This window comes from Vibrio sp. 1159 (assembly GCF_033340395.1).
Lineage (GTDB): Bacteria > Pseudomonadota > Gammaproteobacteria > Enterobacterales > Vibrionaceae > Vibrio > Vibrio alginolyticus.
The window spans coordinates 17837-32737 of the sequence record NZ_JAWOWL010000004.1; the positions used below are offsets into that span (position 1 = coordinate 17837).

The following is a 14901-nucleotide window of genomic DNA, read 5'->3' on the forward strand; positions in this document are numbered from 1 at the left end:
GTTTCTTTTATTTATTTGTCCATTTGCTTCTTTTTTACTCAATAAAAAATGAGAGTTAATTTATTTGTTTATCAGTGATTTATGTCATTTTGGTGTGATGAGGCACCACTTTGGTAGTATTTAGGTGGTGAGAACTGATCCAAGTCAATTTTTTTCACACTATGAAATATTATACTCAGTCCTGAAAGCAATTTACTAAGACGTTTGTTTTCTAAGTGACTGATAAACAGTAAAAACGATAAGTAATAGCCTTAGTAAAAAGTTTTTAATATTTGTTAATTTTAGGAGATTCCCTATGCCTGTAACTAATATGGCTGAACTAGATGCAATGGTTGCTCGCGTTAAGAAAGCGCAAGAAGAGTTCGCTACTTACTCTCAAGAGCAAGTAGATAAAATCTTTCGTGCAGCATCGCTTGCAGCTAACCAGGCCCGTATCCCGCTAGCTCAACAAGCGGTAGAAGAATCTGGTATGGGTATTGTTGAAGATAAAGTAATCAAGAACCACTTCGCTTCTGAGTTTATCTACAACAAATACAAAGACGAACAAACGTGTGGCATCTTAGAAGAGGATGACAACCTAGGTACTATGACTATCGCTGAGCCTGTAGGCATCATCTGCGGTATCGTACCAACGACTAACCCAACTTCTACAGCGATCTTCAAATCTCTAATCTCTTTGAAGACTCGTAACGGTATCATCTTCTCACCACACCCACGTGCGAAAAACTCAACTAACGATGCAGCTAAACTCGTTCTAGATGCAGCAGTAGCAGCAGGCGCACCAAAAGACATCATCGGTTGGATCGACCAGCCTTCTGTTGAGCTTTCAAACGCTCTAATGAAACACGATGACATCGCGCTTATCCTTGCAACTGGTGGTCCTGGCATGGTTAAAGCAGCATACTCTTCTGGTAAGCCAGCAATCGGTGTAGGTGCAGGTAACGTTCCTGTTGTTATCGATGAAACAGCAGACATCAAACGTGCTGTTGCTTCTATCCTTATGTCTAAGACTTTCGACAACGGTGTAGTATGTGCTTCTGAGCAGGCGGCAATCGTAGTTGATGAAGTATACGACGAAGTGAAAGAGCGTTTTGCTTCTCACAAAGCTTATGTCCTAAGCAAAGCAGAAGCTGATAAAGTTCGTAAAGTGCTTCTTATCGATGGCGCGCTAAACGCGAAAATCGTAGGTCAGCCAGCAGCAGCAATCGCTGAAATGGCAGGCGTTAAAGTTCCAGCAGACACTAAAGTTCTTGTTGGTGAAGGTCTGGGCAAAGTATCTCACGATGACGCATTCGCTCACGAGAAACTATCTCCAACTCTAGGTCTATTCCGTGCTGACAACTTCGAAGACGCGGTTGCTCAAGCGGTAACTATGGTTGAGATTGGTGGTATCGGCCACACATCTGGTCTTTACACTAACCAAGATACTAACGCTGACCGTATCCGTTACTTCGGTGACAAGATGAAGACAGCTCGTATCCTAATCAACATCCCGACTACTCACGGCGGTATCGGTGACTTGTACAACTTCAACGTTGCGCCATCTCTAACGCTAGGTTGTGGTTCTTGGGGTGGTAACTCTATCTCTGAGAACGTAGGTCCTAAACACCTAATCAACAAGAAAACTGTAGCGAAGCGAGCTGAAAACATGTTGTGGCATAAACTACCTAAGTCAATCTACTTCCGTCGTGGTAGCCTTCCAATCGCACTGGGCGACCTAGAAGGTAAGAAACGTGCATTCCTAGTAACTGACCGTTTCCTATTCAACAACGGTTACGCAGATGACGTAGTAAGCCTACTAAAAGCTCAAGGCATGGAAGTTCAAACATTCTTCGATGTTGAAGCTGACCCAACACTGTCTGTAGTAGAAAAAGGTGCGGCTCAAATGGCTAGCTACCAACCTGACGTTATCCTAGCGCTAGGCGGTGGTTCACCAATGGATGCAGCGAAAATCATGTGGGTAATGTACGAGCACCCAGAAACTCACTTTGAAGAACTAGCAATGCGCTTTATGGACATCCGTAAACGTATCTACAAGTTCCCTAAAATGGGTAAAAAAGCTGAGCTTGTATGTATCACTACAACTTCAGGTACTGGTTCAGAAGTTACTCCATTCGCGGTTGTTACTGACGACAAGACTGGTGCGAAATACCCACTAGCTGACTACGAAATCACGCCAAACATGGCAATCGTTGATGCGAACCTAGTAATGAACATGCCTAAGTCTCTAACAGCATTTGGTGGTTACGATGCAGTAACTCACGCTCTAGAAGCTTACGTTTCTGTTCTTGCTAACGAATACTCAGATGGCCAAGCTCTTCAAGCACTTAAGATGCTAAAAGAGTACCTACCATCAAGCTATGCGAACGGTGCAAATGACCCAATCGCTCGTGAGAAAGTACACAACGCAGCTACTATCGCTGGTGTTGCATTTGCGAACGCATTCCTAGGTGTTTGTCACTCAATGGCTCACAAACTGGGTGCTGAGTTCCACTTGCCACATGGCCTAGCTAACGCACTACTTATCTCTAACGTGGTACGTTACAACGCGAACGACAATCCAACTAAACAAACTGCGTTCTCTCAATACGACCGTCCACAAGCACGTCGTCGTTACGCTGAAGTTGCTGACCACCTAGGCCTAAGCCAAGAAGGTGACCGTACTGCTCAGAAGATTGAACGTCTACTAGCATGGTTGGATGAACTAAAAGTTAACCTAGACATCCCAATGTCTATCCAAGCGGCAGGTGTTGCTGAATCAGATTTCGTAGCGAAACTGGATGAGCTAGCGGTAGAAGCGTTCGATGACCAATGTACTGGTGCGAACCCACGTTACCCTCTAATCAGCGAACTTAAAGATGTGTTGATGGCTTCTTACTACGGTAAAGCATTTGTTGAAGGCGAAACTTTCGAAGGTACAACTGTTATCAAGAAGAAAGCAGACCAAGAAGCAGCAAAAGCAGCACCTAAAGCAAAGAAAGAAAAAGCTGACGCGTAATTAAAAAATCGAGTGAGCAAGGTTTTCGCTAGCACGAAACCTTAATCGGGAAAAGGTTAAAGCCCCAGTCAAATGACTGGGGCTTTTTTTATTTTGGTGCAGGAGTTACATCTGGCTTGGGAAAACAGAGTTGCTGTGTATGCTTACACTTCGGTCGCAACTACTCGGCCACTGAAGTATTCATTCGCGACGATGTATGCTGTGTTGCGGACTAGTTCGTCTTGGATCTCAGCCCAGTGCCTCTCGTTGAGCTCTTCTTTTGTATGATTTACCGAGGGAATAACGCCGCCCACTCGAATGTTGAATGGTGTGAGTTCTTTTGCCCAGCTGTGAGTAAAACCTGACACCAACGCCGCCATGCTTTCAACTCCCGTAAAGTCTTCATGGTTGTCATGAGAAATGACGTTAACAATGACGCCTTTCTTGTTTCTGGCTCGAAAGCGCTCTGCTCCTACTTGGCCGTAGGTATAAAGGAAGCGTGCCGCAGACGACAAGTGATCAATGTAAGTACTCATTGGTTCTGGCGCCATTAAGCCAGGCATAGGGGAGCTGGTCCAGCAATTAACAATCACATCTGGTGTCGCACGTAGCTGTGATTCTATCTGGTCAAACAATAAGTTAATGGACGTTGTGTTATCACTACACACATTCATAGCATACACTTTGTCAGTGAAAGCGCTGATTTGCTCATAGCTCGCTCTCAAAGCGCTAGAATTTTGGTCACAAAGAATCAACGTTGCTCCAAGGTGAGCAAAGTGATTTGCACAGGTTCTTCCTATAACCGAACCTGCAGACGTGACGAGAATAATTGATTCTTTGATATCCATAGCACCTTCACTGTATCCATATGTGAAAAACAATACACCAGTGGTTTGTGCTAATAGCATGGTTGAAATTCGTTGGGTTCAGTGTGAAAGGCTTCAAACTAACGCTTTCGAGTGAGGACTATTGTGCGGTAATTTGTAAGATGTCACATTTCTGACGTGTAGGTATTGCAAGCTATTGGATAAAAAGCGGATCTCTATGCTTTAGCTTGAATTTGATGCTGACGTTGAGCCGTCACTAGCTGATTATATAGCCCAGCATCTGGGATCAGTTGTTTGTTGCGTTCGCCCAATCTGCGTCGCTCATGACCAGATAGGTTGTGATAAACCTCCTCTGGTAGGTTGAATGTGTCTTCAGGCAGGTAAGTCAGCGCATCTGGTTTTAGGTAATGGCTCAGCTTTGCGGAAGGCAATCCTGCATCGTGAAACTGTTTCGCTTGTTCAGCTGCGAGTTCATAGCTGCTGCTATCAGAACGAAGAGCTTGAGGTTGCGATAAACCCAATTGTTGGCGAAGAATACTGTCACTGGTGATGACTTCCTGGACCTCTTCAACTGGGACCACATCGCGAACATCATTAGAGAACATAGACAGAATCAGCGAGAAATCCGCACGACGACCTTCGTGTACGGCATGGTTAATACCATTACCGAACTGAAGTTCGTTGATAATTGCAGCTTTGTCTAACGTATGAATTTGCATGATGTTCCTCGCTCGATGCTCTTTTAACGGCGTGAATAAGAAGAACTTTAGTAAAAGAGGGAATTATTTAAAGGTGCTAGGGAAGGCGAAACAAAAAAGCCCGCTAAATAGCGAGCTTTTGAATAAGACTAAATTGAAATTAGGGGGAAGTATATTACTTCGCTAGGTTCTCAGCTACGAAGTCCCAGTTTACTAGAGCCCAGAAGCCGTTCATGTAATCAGGACGTACGTTGCGGTAATCGATGTAGTACGCGTGTTCCCATAGGTCAACAGTTAGAAGTGGTGTTGTACCTTCTTCTGTTAGAGGAGTAGCAGCGTTAGAAGTGTTAACGATCTCTAGAGAGCCATCAGCTTTCTTAACAAGCCAAGTCCATGAAGAACCGAAGTTGTTGATTGCTGAATCAGTAAACTTCGCTTTGAATTCTTCAAAAGAACCGAATGCTGCGTTGATTGCGTCTGCAACTGCGCCAGTTGGCTCGCCGCCCGCATTTGGAGCAAGACAGTGCCAGTAGAACGTGTGGTTCCAGATTTGCGCTGCGTTGTTGAATACGCCACCAGTAGAAGTCTTGATGATCTCTTCTAGAGTTTTGCCTTCGAACTCAGTACCAGGGATAAGACCGTTAAGCTTAACAACGTAAGTGTTGTGGTGCTTACCGTGGTGGTAGTCTAGAGTCTCTGCTGAGATGTGTGGTTCTAGTGCGTCTTTCGCGTAAGGAAGAGCTGGTAGTTCAAATGCCATTACTCGATTCTCCATTGATTTGAAAGGATGACCTTTCGATTGCTTCTAGTGTTTTTTTATAGCTATGTCGCCTTTAAGGCTGACTTGCTAAGTATTTTAGCAAGTTTTTACTTTATTAAAACCCCGATATGAAAATATTTTAAGAGGTTAGCAGTGGTGAAGTGCTGCATTGCTCGCCAATGAGCAACCTAAAATTAAGCCTTATTAATTATATGGTTTTTATTCTGTCGTTATTGAGTAGAATGTGGCAAATAAATAAAGTTCAAACCCATGAATGAGGAAGCGATGGAAACTATCGACAAAATCAAACAGCAGATCTCTGAAAACTCAATCCTGCTGTACATGAAAGGATCACCGAAACTACCTAGCTGTGGTTTCTCTTCTCAAGCGTCACAGGCACTAATGGCATGTGGTGAGAAGTTCGCTTACGTAGACATTCTGCAAAACCCAGATATCCGTGCTGAGTTACCAAAGTACGCGCAATGGCCAACTTTCCCTCAACTATGGGTTGAAGGTGAGCTTATCGGCGGTTGTGACATTATTCTAGAAATGTTCCAAAAAGGTGAACTGCAGCCTCTAATCAAAGAAGCAGCAGCGCGCGCTGAAGATCAAGCTGAGTAATTCGTAAATACTCACATTTAGCGATAGAATACGAAGGAGCCGTACTGGCTCCTTTTTCTTTTTAGGTTAGTGGAATGAACATAAAGCTTTGTTCTAACTGCCTATCTCGTAAACCTCGCGAAGCCATGTTAATCCCGCCTAGTGTATACAAAAATTCCAGTATGAATTTTGATGTATATTGGCGTGTAATTACGATGTATGCTGCCATCTATTTCGTAAAGTCGTTTTCAAACATCATTGCTTACACGTCTTTGATAAGGGAGTTGCTACAAATGGTATTTGGTTAAGGAATTACACTAAAGGCAATTTAACTCCCCAGAATTTTTAGGCCAACTTATTTCGGCACAAAATGCACTCGAAGAGTAAGCCCCATCATAAATCAGCATTGGACGCTAAGAACCAAGTTTTGGGAGAATTATGACAGTTTACAAGATAATAGATAATTTAAGAGAATTTCAAACGGTCTGCTCTGGTCCCGATGAAATCGCTAGCCAGTTAGGTGACTTCGACTATTTTGAGAGGATCTTATTACAGGCTATTAAAAACCAATCTCTGCAAGATATTTGGAAGCCTGTGGAGGTAAAGTTTCAAGATGTATTTAAGTACAATTCTCTATTGCCTGATATTAGTTTATGGGCGCGAACATACCTTGTTTTATCTCCGAGGGCATATGAAATATTGAATGCTTATCTAAGTGAACACGGGGAGTTTTTACCTGCTAACTACCAAGGTGGGCAATGGTATTTATATGCATCACTGACTTTTGGACAGGAAAACAAGAGAAAGTGTGTAGAAAAAATCGCATATGGGAGCCGAGATGGGTTAGATACCCTTGTTTTTATTGACGATGATGTTAAAGACAAAATGGTTTTCAAGTCTCGGTTAGAAGGAGCGGGCACCTTGTACTGTACAGATAAGTTTAAGGCTTTGTGTGAACAAAATCAGCTCAATGGCATCATGTTTTCTTCTAATTTGACAGATCCATTTAATTAGTGATTTTTATTAATATGAAAATACTATTTCTCTGATTTTGAGGTTTGTAAGCACTGTAATGGTCGACGAGAAAATTAGCTTTCTCCTCTAAAACGCAGCTTTTTTAGGCCTGTTTCCTTCATGAAAAATGATTTGAAAAGTAACTTACCCATAGGTAGCACTTGGTAGTAAAACATGAGGAGTTGATAGATTAATGACGGTTTATAAAATTTTCGACTGTCACAATGAATATAAAATCGTGAGCACTACGCCTAGTTCTGTAGCTAGGCAGTTAGGTGACATGGATTTAATAGAAAAAATCTTTGTGCAGCCATTAGAAAACTTTTCTTTCAAAAGTATATGGGGTGAGGTAGATATTGAGTTTGAAGATGTTCTCAAGAAAGACTCATTACTTCCTGATATCAGTTTATGGTTACGGGTTTTCTTAGTGCTTTGCCCTAAAGCTTATGCATCTTTAAAAGAGCCATTGAGCAAAGTAGGCGAGTTCTTATCGATTCGCTATAAAGAAGAGGAATGGTACCTGTATACACCGTTGGAGTTTGGGCAAGAAGATGAAGATAAGTGCGTCCAAAAAATTGAATATGGCAGCTTAGCAGGTGTAGAGGTGTTAGTATTTAATGAAAGCGACGTTGCAGAAAAGGTTGTTTTCAAGTCAAAGATGCTAGGAGCGAGCTTTCTGTATTGTACTGAACATTTTAAGAGTTTGTGCGAACAAAATGAGCTAGGTGGGCTAGAGTTCTCAGCTGACAGACTTGTTTATCTAACCTAAGATCTACAATGAAACTTAACACGCCTCGTATAGACTGGCTTTAGAGCGAATTATTAAGATAAAGCAGTTTTTCAACTTATGAGACTGTATAATTACTCTGAGATTTTGAGATGATTTTAAAGGTTTAATTATTAAAGTGGATATAAAGCTTTACTACGTGCATGACCCAATGTGCAGTTGGTGTTGGGGTTACAAACCAACGCTGGATAAACTAAAACAGCAACTGCCAGGTGTGATTCAGTTTGAGTATGTGGTTGGTGGTCTTGCGCCAGATACTAATTTACCGATGCCGCCCGAGATGCAACAAAAACTCGAAGGTATTTGGAAGCAGATTGAGCGCCAGTTAGGCACTAAGTTTAACTACGATTTCTGGAAGCTTTGTACGCCAGTTAGAAGCACTTACCAATCTTGTCGTGCGGTTATTGCAGCGGGCTTTCAAGACTCTTATGAGCAGATGCTAGAAGCGATTCAGCATGCGTATTACTTACGTGCGATGCCTCCTCATGAAGAAGCCACTCACTTGCAACTAGCGAGAGAAATTGGCTTGAATGTTCAGCAATTCAAGAATGACATGGATGGCTCTTTCTTAGAAGGTGTGTTCGAAGATCAATTGAGCCTTGCAAAGAGCCTAGGTGTGAGCTCTTACCCTAGCTTGGTTCTTAAAATTAACGACGCTTATTTTCCGATTGCCATCGATTACCTGTCGACAGAACCAACCTTGAAGCTGATTCGTGAGCGTATTATTGACAATATGCCAGCGCAATAACCACAGTTATGAATAACAAAAAGCCGCTCATTGAGCGGCTTTTTCGTAACTAAATGTATATCCATCCAAACAATAGTATTAAAGCACCATTGCTGCAATCCAACCAAAGATGATTAGAGGGATATTGTAATGGATAAAGGTTGGAACGACTGTTTCCCAAATGTGCTCATGTTGACCGTCGGCATTTAGACCAGATGTAGGGCCTAATGTAGAGTCAGAAGCTGGAGAGCCTGCATCACCTAACGCCGCCGCAGTACCTACCAGTGCAATCGTTGCCATCGGCGAGAAGCCAAATGCTAGCGCAAGAGGCACATAGATAGTTGCAAGGATTGGAATCGTAGAGAACGATGAACCAATGCCCATTGTTACCAACAGACCAACGATCAGCATCAGTAGTGCAGCTAAAGGCTTATTGTCACCGATGCTGGTTGATAGCGATTGTACTAGTGTTTCAACACCGCCAGTTTGCTTCATTACTGCTGCAAAACCTGCTGCTGCAATCATGATGAAGCCAATCATTGCCATCATGTGTACACCTTTAGTGAACACGTCGTGCGTCTCTTTCCATGCAATAACGCCGCCGAAAGTAAACACCATAAAGCCAGCTAGAGCACCGATAATCATTGAACCCGTGTAAAGCTGAACACCCAATGCAGCGACAATACCAAGTGCCGCAACCAAGATGTGCTTTTTATTGATGACATGATCGGTTTCGTCAACGACAGTCAACTCAGTTTCTTTGTAGACACGCGGTTTACGATAGCTAACAAAGATAGCCAGTAATAGACCAAACAGCATACCTGCACCAGGCAGTAACATGGCGGTTGGGACTTGGCTTGCAACCACATTCTCCAAACCGTTGTCATGTAGGTTCTTTAACAGAATGTTGTTTAAGAAAATACCGCCGAAACCAACAGGCAAGATCATGTAAGGTGTGATCAAACCGAAGGTAAGAACACACGCGACCAAACGTCGATCGAGCTTAAGTTTCGCAAATACGCCCAAAAGAGGTGGAATCAAAATTGGAATAAAGGCGATATGGACCGGAATTACGTTCTGAGACGACATCGTAACAAGCACTAATGCCACCAACACGGCGTACTTTAAGCCAGTAGTGGAGGCGGAGTTTTCTTTGCCATTTAAGCGCTTGATAACACTTTTGGCCAGTAGATCCGTGATGCCTGATTTCGAGATGGCAACAGCGAAAGTACCTAACATGGCGTAGCTTAGCGCGATAGTTGCACCGCCACCTAGACCACTTTCAAATGCGGCAACCGTATCCCCAAGGCTCATGCCTGCGACTAGGCCGCCTACGATGGCACTAAACGTGAGGGCAACCACCACGTTTACGCGCATCAATGCTAACACGAGCATGACGCACACTGATATAACGACAGGATTCATACTTTTCCTAATATGTTGTGTTTACTTATTATTCTTCGTCGACAAGCGGCCAACCGCCGAGGGCCTTCCATTTGTTGACAATACCGCAGAATAATTCTGCTGTTTTTTGTGTATCGTAAAGCGCAGAGTGTGCTTCACGGTTATCAAATTCCATCCCGGCTGTTTTGCAAGCTTTAGCGAGAACTGTTTGGCCATAAGCAAGGCCACTTAATGTAGCCGTATCAAAAGTAGCAAAGGGATGAAAAGGGACTCTTTTTAGTTTACAGCGTTCATTTGCTGCATTTACAAAACCCAAGTCGAATGCTGCGTTATGAGCAACCATAATTGCACGTGAGCAATCTGCGGCTTTTTGTTCTTTGCGAATAAGCTTATAAATTTCCTTTAGCGCCTCTTGCTCAGAAACAGCACCACGAAGAGGGCTGAAAGGGTCACGAATACCATTGAATTCAAGCGCTTCTTTTTCTAAGTTAGCGCCTTCAAATGGTTCCACATGAAAATGAATGGTGGAGGCCGGATGCAACACGCCATGTTCGTCCATTTTCAACGTAACGGCACAGATTTCTAAAAGTGCATCAGTTTGAGCATTGAAACCAGCGGTCTCAACGTCTACTACCACAGGGAAATAACCACGAAAGCGTTTTTTCAAGGTTAGAGCTTCATTTTCTAGTGTCATGTTGGCTTATTTTTGTGTGACGAAGGCTGCATTATTGCAGATTATACCGATGAGAAAAACCGCAATTTAAGAGAAAACCGGAATTCTATTTTGCATCCAATCAATAAGTTTGTATTGCATATTATGTAGACGTTTATTCGCCATACTTTGCATCATGTAAACCGATAAAACATGAGGAAGTAAAACGCTAAGTGGCGGTTAAGGTGATTGGAACACGGTGGCTCACATTAATGGCAGTGTGACATATAACCCTATATTGGCGAGATTTTTGCATGCCGGTTGAAGTGGTTTTATTGATGCAAATTGACGGCAACAGACTGCCGTTTAAGAGACAGTATTAGATGAAGAAATGGCTGATTACCAGTGGTGTTGTATTTTCGTTGTTTAGCACAAGCAGCTTCGCTTTGATGGGCAAACGTTATGCTGCAACTCCACAGCAATCTCAATGGGAAATGGTGGTCAATACACCATTAGAATGTCAGCTTGTACACCCCATTCCAAGCTTTGGAGATGCGGTATTTTCATCTCGTGCGAACAAAAAAATCAATTTAGACTTTGAGTTAAAAATGCGTCGCCCGATGGGAGAAACACGTAACGTCAGTCTCATTTCTATGCCGCCACCTTGGCGACCAGGTGAACACGCCGATCGAATTACAAACCTAAAGTTTTTTAAACAGTTTGATGGTTATGTCGGAGGGCAAACAGCATGGGGCATTTTGTCTGAGCTGGAAAAAGGCCGTTATCCGACTTTTAGTTACCAAGATTGGCAGAGCCGAGATCAGAGAATTGAAGTCGCATTGTCATCAGTACTATTTCAAAACAAGTACAACGCGTTTAGCGACTGTATTTCCAACTTATTGAAATACAGTTTTGAGGACATTGCTTTTACGATTTTGCACTACGAAAGACAAGGTGATCAGTTAACCAAGGCCTCTAAAAAGCGTTTATCACAAATTGCAGATTATATCCGACATAATCAAGATATCGATCTCGTGCTGGTGGCGACTTACACAGATTCAACCGATGGTAAAAGTGCGAGTCAAAGTTTATCAGAGCGACGTGCAGAGTCACTTCGTGACTATTTTCAGTCTCTAGGGCTACCGGAAGATCGAATTCAAGTGCAAGGGTACGGCAAGCGTCGTCCTATTGCAGATAACGGTTCGCCAATAGGAAAAGACAAAAACCGCCGAGTCGTGATATCTCTAGGGCGAACCCAAGTGTGATGCATATAAAAACGCCGAAGCTGAAAGCTTCGGCATTTTTGATTTACTGACGTTGTTAATAATATTTTAGTGGTATTTTGCCAAGCACGTTTCGGTGATTCCTGCTGTATAATTTGAATGTTAGTTTAAGCGGAATTTGGCAATGACTTCGCAATTGGTGGCGGTATCGATTTTTTCAACCTGTTTGGCAATAGCCGGATTAGGGTGACGCTTCATAAAGTCTATCAACGCCTTAGTACAGCATCCTATCGAGTCGATAAAGCTTGCACACTCTTTATTTGGGCATTGTGGGATAAGTGTTAAGACCTTCTCAGAGGCCAGTTGAAGGTATTTGAGTTCATAGTCAGTATCTCCAGCCCAACGCCAGAACTGAGCTAAGTTATGACAAGAAATCACAGAAATTAATAATCGCTCGTCCGCCTCAATTTCCACACATTCGCTGATATCTTCACTCAGGCTTAGGGCTTGCTGGTAATGAAGAATGCTGCGAACAGGGTCATCTAGTTGAAGTGCCGTATCGGCTAGAAGTGTGTGTTTTTCCCATTCACTGATCATTATCGTAATCCCGCATATCGAAGTTGCGGATAAATCTAAACGATAACTATTATCAAGTAAAGGGTTTTGTTTATAAAAGGACAGGCAGATCGCAGACCTGCCTGTAATCGGAGTTCAACTTGCAGTACAAGTGATTATTAGAAGTGCCGCTTAGCCTTCAAGACCTGATGAAGCTTGCTTGTTTTGAATAAGCTCAATCATATAACCATCTGGGTCTTTTACGAATGCAATGTGCGTGCTTCCGCCTTTTACTGGACCTGGCTCACGCGTCACATTACCGCCCGCCGCTTTGATAGCGTCGCAAGTTGTGTAGATATCATCAACACCAATGGCGATATGACCAAAAGCAGTACCTAGGTCATACTCAGTTTTACCCCAGTTGTAAGTCAGTTCGATCACTGCACCTTGGGATTCGTCACCATAACCAAGAAACGCTAGCGTGTATTCGTACTCTTTATTTTCGTTAGTACGAAGCAGCTGCATGCCCATAACTTCAGTGTAAAACTTGATGGATTTGTCTAGATCACCTACGCGAAGCATAGTGTGGAGAATTCGACCGTTTGACATTTTTTGCTCCTAGCTTTGATTTACAAATAGCATTAGCTATCTGGGTATACTTTCTCTTTATATTCGCACAAATCTTCGATAATACAGCTACCGCAGCGAGGCTTTCTTGCTACGCACGTATAACGACCATGAAGAATGAGCCAGTGGTGCACATCGAGTTTGAACTCTTTTGGCACAACTTTTAATAGCTTCTGCTCGACATCATCAACCGTTTTTCCCATCGCAAATTTAGTGCGATTCGACACGCGATAAATGTGCGTATCGACGGCAATAGTTGGCCAACCAAAAGCGGTGTTGAGCACGACGTTTGCGGTCTTGCGACCTACGCCTGGCAGCGCTTCTAACGCTGCACGATCTTCAGGAACTTCACCATTGTGTTTTTCCAACAAGATCTTACAAGTCTTGATTGTGTTTTCTGCCTTTGAGTTAAACAAACCGATGGTCTTTATGTGTTCTTTTAAGCCATCGACTCCCAAATCAAGAATGCTTTGAGGTGTATTCGCTACAGGGAAAAGCTTGTCGGTGGCTTTATTGACGCTTACATCGGTTGCTTGAGCTGATAGTAATACAGCGATTAGCAGCTCAAAAGGGGAGCTCCAGTTAAGCTCAGTTTGAGGATTCGGATTGTTTTCTCGTAATCGCTCAAGAATTTCGATTCTTTTTATTTTGTTCATTGCTGACTTCCAATACCGTCTCTGCGGTTTATGAAAAAGGCTCCTATGACAGAGCCTTATCTTGTTATGCGTTAGTGACGCGAGCACGTTCTATGGTTGGTTTTTCTTCTTTTGGTTGACGTGCCTGAATTGAATTATCTATGACATTTTTGAGCGCTATCAACAGCCCAACACCGATAAATGCACCAGGTGGGAGAAGCGCTAACAGGAAGCTATTGTCAAATTGGAAAACTTGGATCCGTAGAGCTGAAGCCCAGTCTCCTAGGAGAAGGTCTGCTCCGTCGAATAGTGTGCCATTACCAATTAATTCGCGCATGGCACCTAAAACAACCAAGACGCTCGTCATACCAAGGCCCATCCACAAACCATCTAGCGCAGCGGGTGCAACATCATTTTTTGACGCGTAAGCTTCTGCTCGGCCAATAATAATGCAGTTCGTTACAATCAGAGGAATAAAGATACCAAGAGATAGGTATAAACCATACGCATAGGCATTCATCAATAACTGAACACAGGTAACGAGAGAGGCAATGATCATCACGAACACAGGAATGCGGATCTCTTTTGGTACGTAATTACGAATAAGAGAAACCGTGACGTTGGAGCCGACCAGCACTAATAAGGTTGCAATACCAAGACCTAAGGCATTGGTTATCGTGGAAGAAACCGCTAGTAGTGGACACAGACCCAGCAGCTGTACGAGAGCAGGGTTATTGCTCCACATACCGTTTTTCATCAGCAATTTATTTTCACTCATTACTGCTCTCCTTCACAGCCCAAAGGCTGGCTAAGAATGTCTTCACGAGATTGGTTTACGTAGTTAACGGTATTTCGCACCACTTTTACGACGGCTCTAGGCGTGATCGTTGCACCAGTAAATTGATCGAAATCACCACCATCTTTACGAACTTTCCATGAGTTCCAGTTACTTTCCGTGACTTGTTTGCCCGTAAAGCTCAGGATCCAGTCGGTGACACGAAGATCGATTTTATCGCCCAGACCAGGGGTTTCTTGGTGGTTTAGGACGCGTGTCCCCAAAATATTGCCCTGATTATCAATCCCAGTAATCACTTTTATCTCACCATTGTAGCCATCTGGCGCGATAGATTCTATTGCGATTGCTGTTGGTTCACCATTCTTCGTGGCGAGGTAGGCTGGCATCGCACGTAATGTCCCCAGATCTGGAGACGTGACCATTGTACAAGCTTGCGTGAGTGCGTTGTCATGCATGTTTTCTGGAATGACTTGATTCAAAACAGAAAGTAATTGTTTTTGCTCTTGTACCTTAATTTGGTCTTTTGTTAGGTACTGAGTAAGGGCGACTAATCCGGTTGTTGCACAGGCAAATATCGCGAGTGTCAGACCATTTTTTCTAATAGCGGTTAACATGTTTA

16 protein-coding genes are annotated in these 14901 nt (G+C 43.1%); 6 read left to right on the forward strand and 10 right to left on the reverse strand.

The genetic code is table 11. The annotated features are described in order from the left end of the window. The first annotated feature begins 295 nt into the window (after nucleotides 1–295). Nucleotides 296–2998, forward strand: coding sequence for a bifunctional acetaldehyde-CoA/alcohol dehydrogenase (gene adhE / locus R7127_RS04955; protein ID WP_005380731.1), 2703 nt, complete (start codon nucleotides 296–298; stop codon nucleotides 2996–2998). 143 nt (nucleotides 2999–3141) lie between these two features. Here adhE and R7127_RS04960 read toward each other — a convergent pair whose 3' ends face one another. The 3 genes from R7127_RS04960 to sodB form a co-directional block, all read right to left on the reverse strand. Further along, nucleotides 3142–3885, reverse strand: a complete 744-nt coding sequence (locus R7127_RS04960; protein ID WP_005380732.1) for an SDR family oxidoreductase — start codon at nucleotides 3883–3885, stop codon at nucleotides 3142–3144. A gap of 134 nt (nucleotides 3886–4019) precedes the next feature. Further along, nucleotides 4020–4523: a VC2046/SO_2500 family protein gene (locus R7127_RS04965; RefSeq protein WP_033907342.1), complete on the reverse strand. Its 504-nt coding sequence runs from the start codon at nucleotides 4521–4523 to the stop codon at nucleotides 4020–4022. A 154-nt stretch (nucleotides 4524–4677) separates the two neighbouring features. Then, entirely contained in the window at nucleotides 4678–5262 is a 585-nt protein-coding gene (gene sodB, locus R7127_RS04970; protein WP_005396533.1) for a superoxide dismutase [Fe], read from the reverse strand. A 285-nt stretch (nucleotides 5263–5547) separates the two neighbouring features. Here sodB and R7127_RS04975 point away from each other — a divergent pair, with 285 nt between their 5' ends. From R7127_RS04975 to R7127_RS04990, 4 genes are all read left to right on the forward strand, one after another. Further along, a complete protein-coding gene (locus R7127_RS04975) occupies nucleotides 5548–5883 on the forward strand; it encodes a Grx4 family monothiol glutaredoxin (RefSeq protein ID WP_017635833.1) in 336 nt (111 codons plus the stop codon). 417 nt (nucleotides 5884–6300) lie between these two features. Continuing rightward, nucleotides 6301–6876: a hypothetical protein gene (locus R7127_RS04980; protein ID WP_033907341.1), complete on the forward strand. Its 576-nt coding sequence runs from the start codon at nucleotides 6301–6303 to the stop codon at nucleotides 6874–6876. A gap of 193 nt (nucleotides 6877–7069) precedes the next feature. Then, nucleotides 7070–7645 (forward strand): hypothetical protein, encoded by a 576-nt coding sequence (locus R7127_RS04985; protein WP_017821150.1) that lies wholly within the window; start codon nucleotides 7070–7072, stop codon nucleotides 7643–7645. A 136-nt stretch (nucleotides 7646–7781) separates the two neighbouring features. Then, a complete protein-coding gene (locus R7127_RS04990; RefSeq protein WP_017821191.1) occupies nucleotides 7782–8411 on the forward strand; it encodes a DsbA family protein in 630 nt (209 codons plus the stop codon). A 78-nt stretch (nucleotides 8412–8489) separates the two neighbouring features. Here R7127_RS04990 and R7127_RS04995 read toward each other — a convergent pair whose 3' ends face one another. Together R7127_RS04995 and rnt are read right to left on the reverse strand one after the other, a co-directional pair. Then, the gene (locus R7127_RS04995) at nucleotides 8490–9815 is read right to left on the reverse strand and encodes a Na+/H+ antiporter family protein (RefSeq protein WP_017821192.1); all 1326 of its coding nucleotides are present in this window, start codon (nucleotides 9813–9815) and stop codon (nucleotides 8490–8492) included. A 28-nt stretch (nucleotides 9816–9843) separates the two neighbouring features. After that, nucleotides 9844–10488 carry a ribonuclease T gene (rnt, locus tag R7127_RS05000; RefSeq protein ID WP_005384888.1) on the reverse strand — a complete coding sequence of 215 codons (645 nt, stop codon included), beginning with the start codon at nucleotides 10486–10488 and terminating at the stop codon, nucleotides 9844–9846. A gap of 341 nt (nucleotides 10489–10829) precedes the next feature. Between rnt and motY the strand changes: the two genes are divergently transcribed. Next, on the forward strand, nucleotides 10830–11711 hold the full coding sequence (motY, locus tag R7127_RS05005) for a flagellar protein MotY (RefSeq protein WP_005384887.1): 882 nt from the start codon (nucleotides 10830–10832) through the stop codon (nucleotides 11709–11711). A gap of 120 nt (nucleotides 11712–11831) precedes the next feature. On the opposite strand, the gene R7127_RS05010 is transcribed toward motY, so the two are convergent. The 5 genes from R7127_RS05010 to rsxG all read right to left on the reverse strand — a co-directional run bounded on the left by R7127_RS05010 (nucleotide 11832) and on the right by rsxG (nucleotide 14896). Continuing rightward, complete coding sequence (locus R7127_RS05010; RefSeq protein WP_005384886.1) at nucleotides 11832–12266, reverse strand: DUF2753 domain-containing protein; 435 nt, start codon at nucleotides 12264–12266, stop codon at nucleotides 11832–11834. Nucleotides 12267–12416: 150 nt separating this feature from the next. Then, nucleotides 12417–12833 (reverse strand): lactoylglutathione lyase, encoded by a 417-nt coding sequence (gloA, locus tag R7127_RS05015; protein WP_017635317.1) that lies wholly within the window; start codon nucleotides 12831–12833, stop codon nucleotides 12417–12419. Between the two features lie 32 nt (nucleotides 12834–12865). Further along, a complete protein-coding gene (gene nth, locus R7127_RS05020; RefSeq protein WP_033907339.1) occupies nucleotides 12866–13507 on the reverse strand; it encodes an endonuclease III in 642 nt (213 codons plus the stop codon). A gap of 64 nt (nucleotides 13508–13571) precedes the next feature. Continuing rightward, nucleotides 13572–14264: an electron transport complex subunit E gene (locus tag R7127_RS05025; protein WP_005384881.1), complete on the reverse strand. Its 693-nt coding sequence runs from the start codon at nucleotides 14262–14264 to the stop codon at nucleotides 13572–13574. Continuing rightward, nucleotides 14264–14896: an electron transport complex subunit RsxG gene (gene rsxG, locus R7127_RS05030; protein ID WP_033907338.1), complete on the reverse strand. Its 633-nt coding sequence runs from the start codon at nucleotides 14894–14896 to the stop codon at nucleotides 14264–14266. Before rsxG ends, R7127_RS05025 begins: the two co-directional genes overlap by 1 nt. Between the last annotated feature and the right edge of the window lie 5 nt (nucleotides 14897–14901).

Coding starts and splice junctions, on each gene's coding strand:
- R7127_RS05025 (WP_005384881.1), bottom strand. CDS start 14,264: ATGAGTGAAAATAAATTGCTGATGAAAAACGGTATGTGGAGCAATAAC.
- nth (WP_033907339.1), bottom strand. CDS start 13,507: ATGAACAAAATAAAAAGAATCGAAATTCTTGAGCGATTACGAGAAAAC.
- gloA (WP_017635317.1), bottom strand. CDS start 12,833: ATGTCAAACGGTCGAATTCTCCACACTATGCTTCGCGTAGGTGATCTA.
- R7127_RS04980 (WP_033907341.1), top strand. CDS start 6,301: ATGACAGTTTACAAGATAATAGATAATTTAAGAGAATTTCAAACGGTC.
- adhE (WP_005380731.1), top strand. CDS start 296: ATGCCTGTAACTAATATGGCTGAACTAGATGCAATGGTTGCTCGCGTT.
- R7127_RS04960 (WP_005380732.1), bottom strand. CDS start 3,885: ATGCTATTAGCACAAACCACTGGTGTATTGTTTTTCACATATGGATAC.
- R7127_RS04975 (WP_017635833.1), top strand. CDS start 5,548: ATGGAAACTATCGACAAAATCAAACAGCAGATCTCTGAAAACTCAATC.
- R7127_RS04985 (WP_017821150.1), top strand. CDS start 7,070: ATGACGGTTTATAAAATTTTCGACTGTCACAATGAATATAAAATCGTG.
- motY (WP_005384887.1), top strand. CDS start 10,830: ATGAAGAAATGGCTGATTACCAGTGGTGTTGTATTTTCGTTGTTTAGC.
- rsxG (WP_033907338.1), bottom strand. CDS start 14,896: ATGTTAACCGCTATTAGAAAAAATGGTCTGACACTCGCGATATTTGCC.
- R7127_RS04965 (WP_033907342.1), bottom strand. CDS start 4,523: ATGCAAATTCATACGTTAGACAAAGCTGCAATTATCAACGAACTTCAG.
- R7127_RS05010 (WP_005384886.1), bottom strand. CDS start 12,266: ATGATCAGTGAATGGGAAAAACACACACTTCTAGCCGATACGGCACTT.
- sodB (WP_005396533.1), bottom strand. CDS start 5,262: ATGGCATTTGAACTACCAGCTCTTCCTTACGCGAAAGACGCACTAGAA.
- R7127_RS04995 (WP_017821192.1), bottom strand. CDS start 9,815: ATGAATCCTGTCGTTATATCAGTGTGCGTCATGCTCGTGTTAGCATTG.
- rnt (WP_005384888.1), bottom strand. CDS start 10,488: ATGACACTAGAAAATGAAGCTCTAACCTTGAAAAAACGCTTTCGTGGT.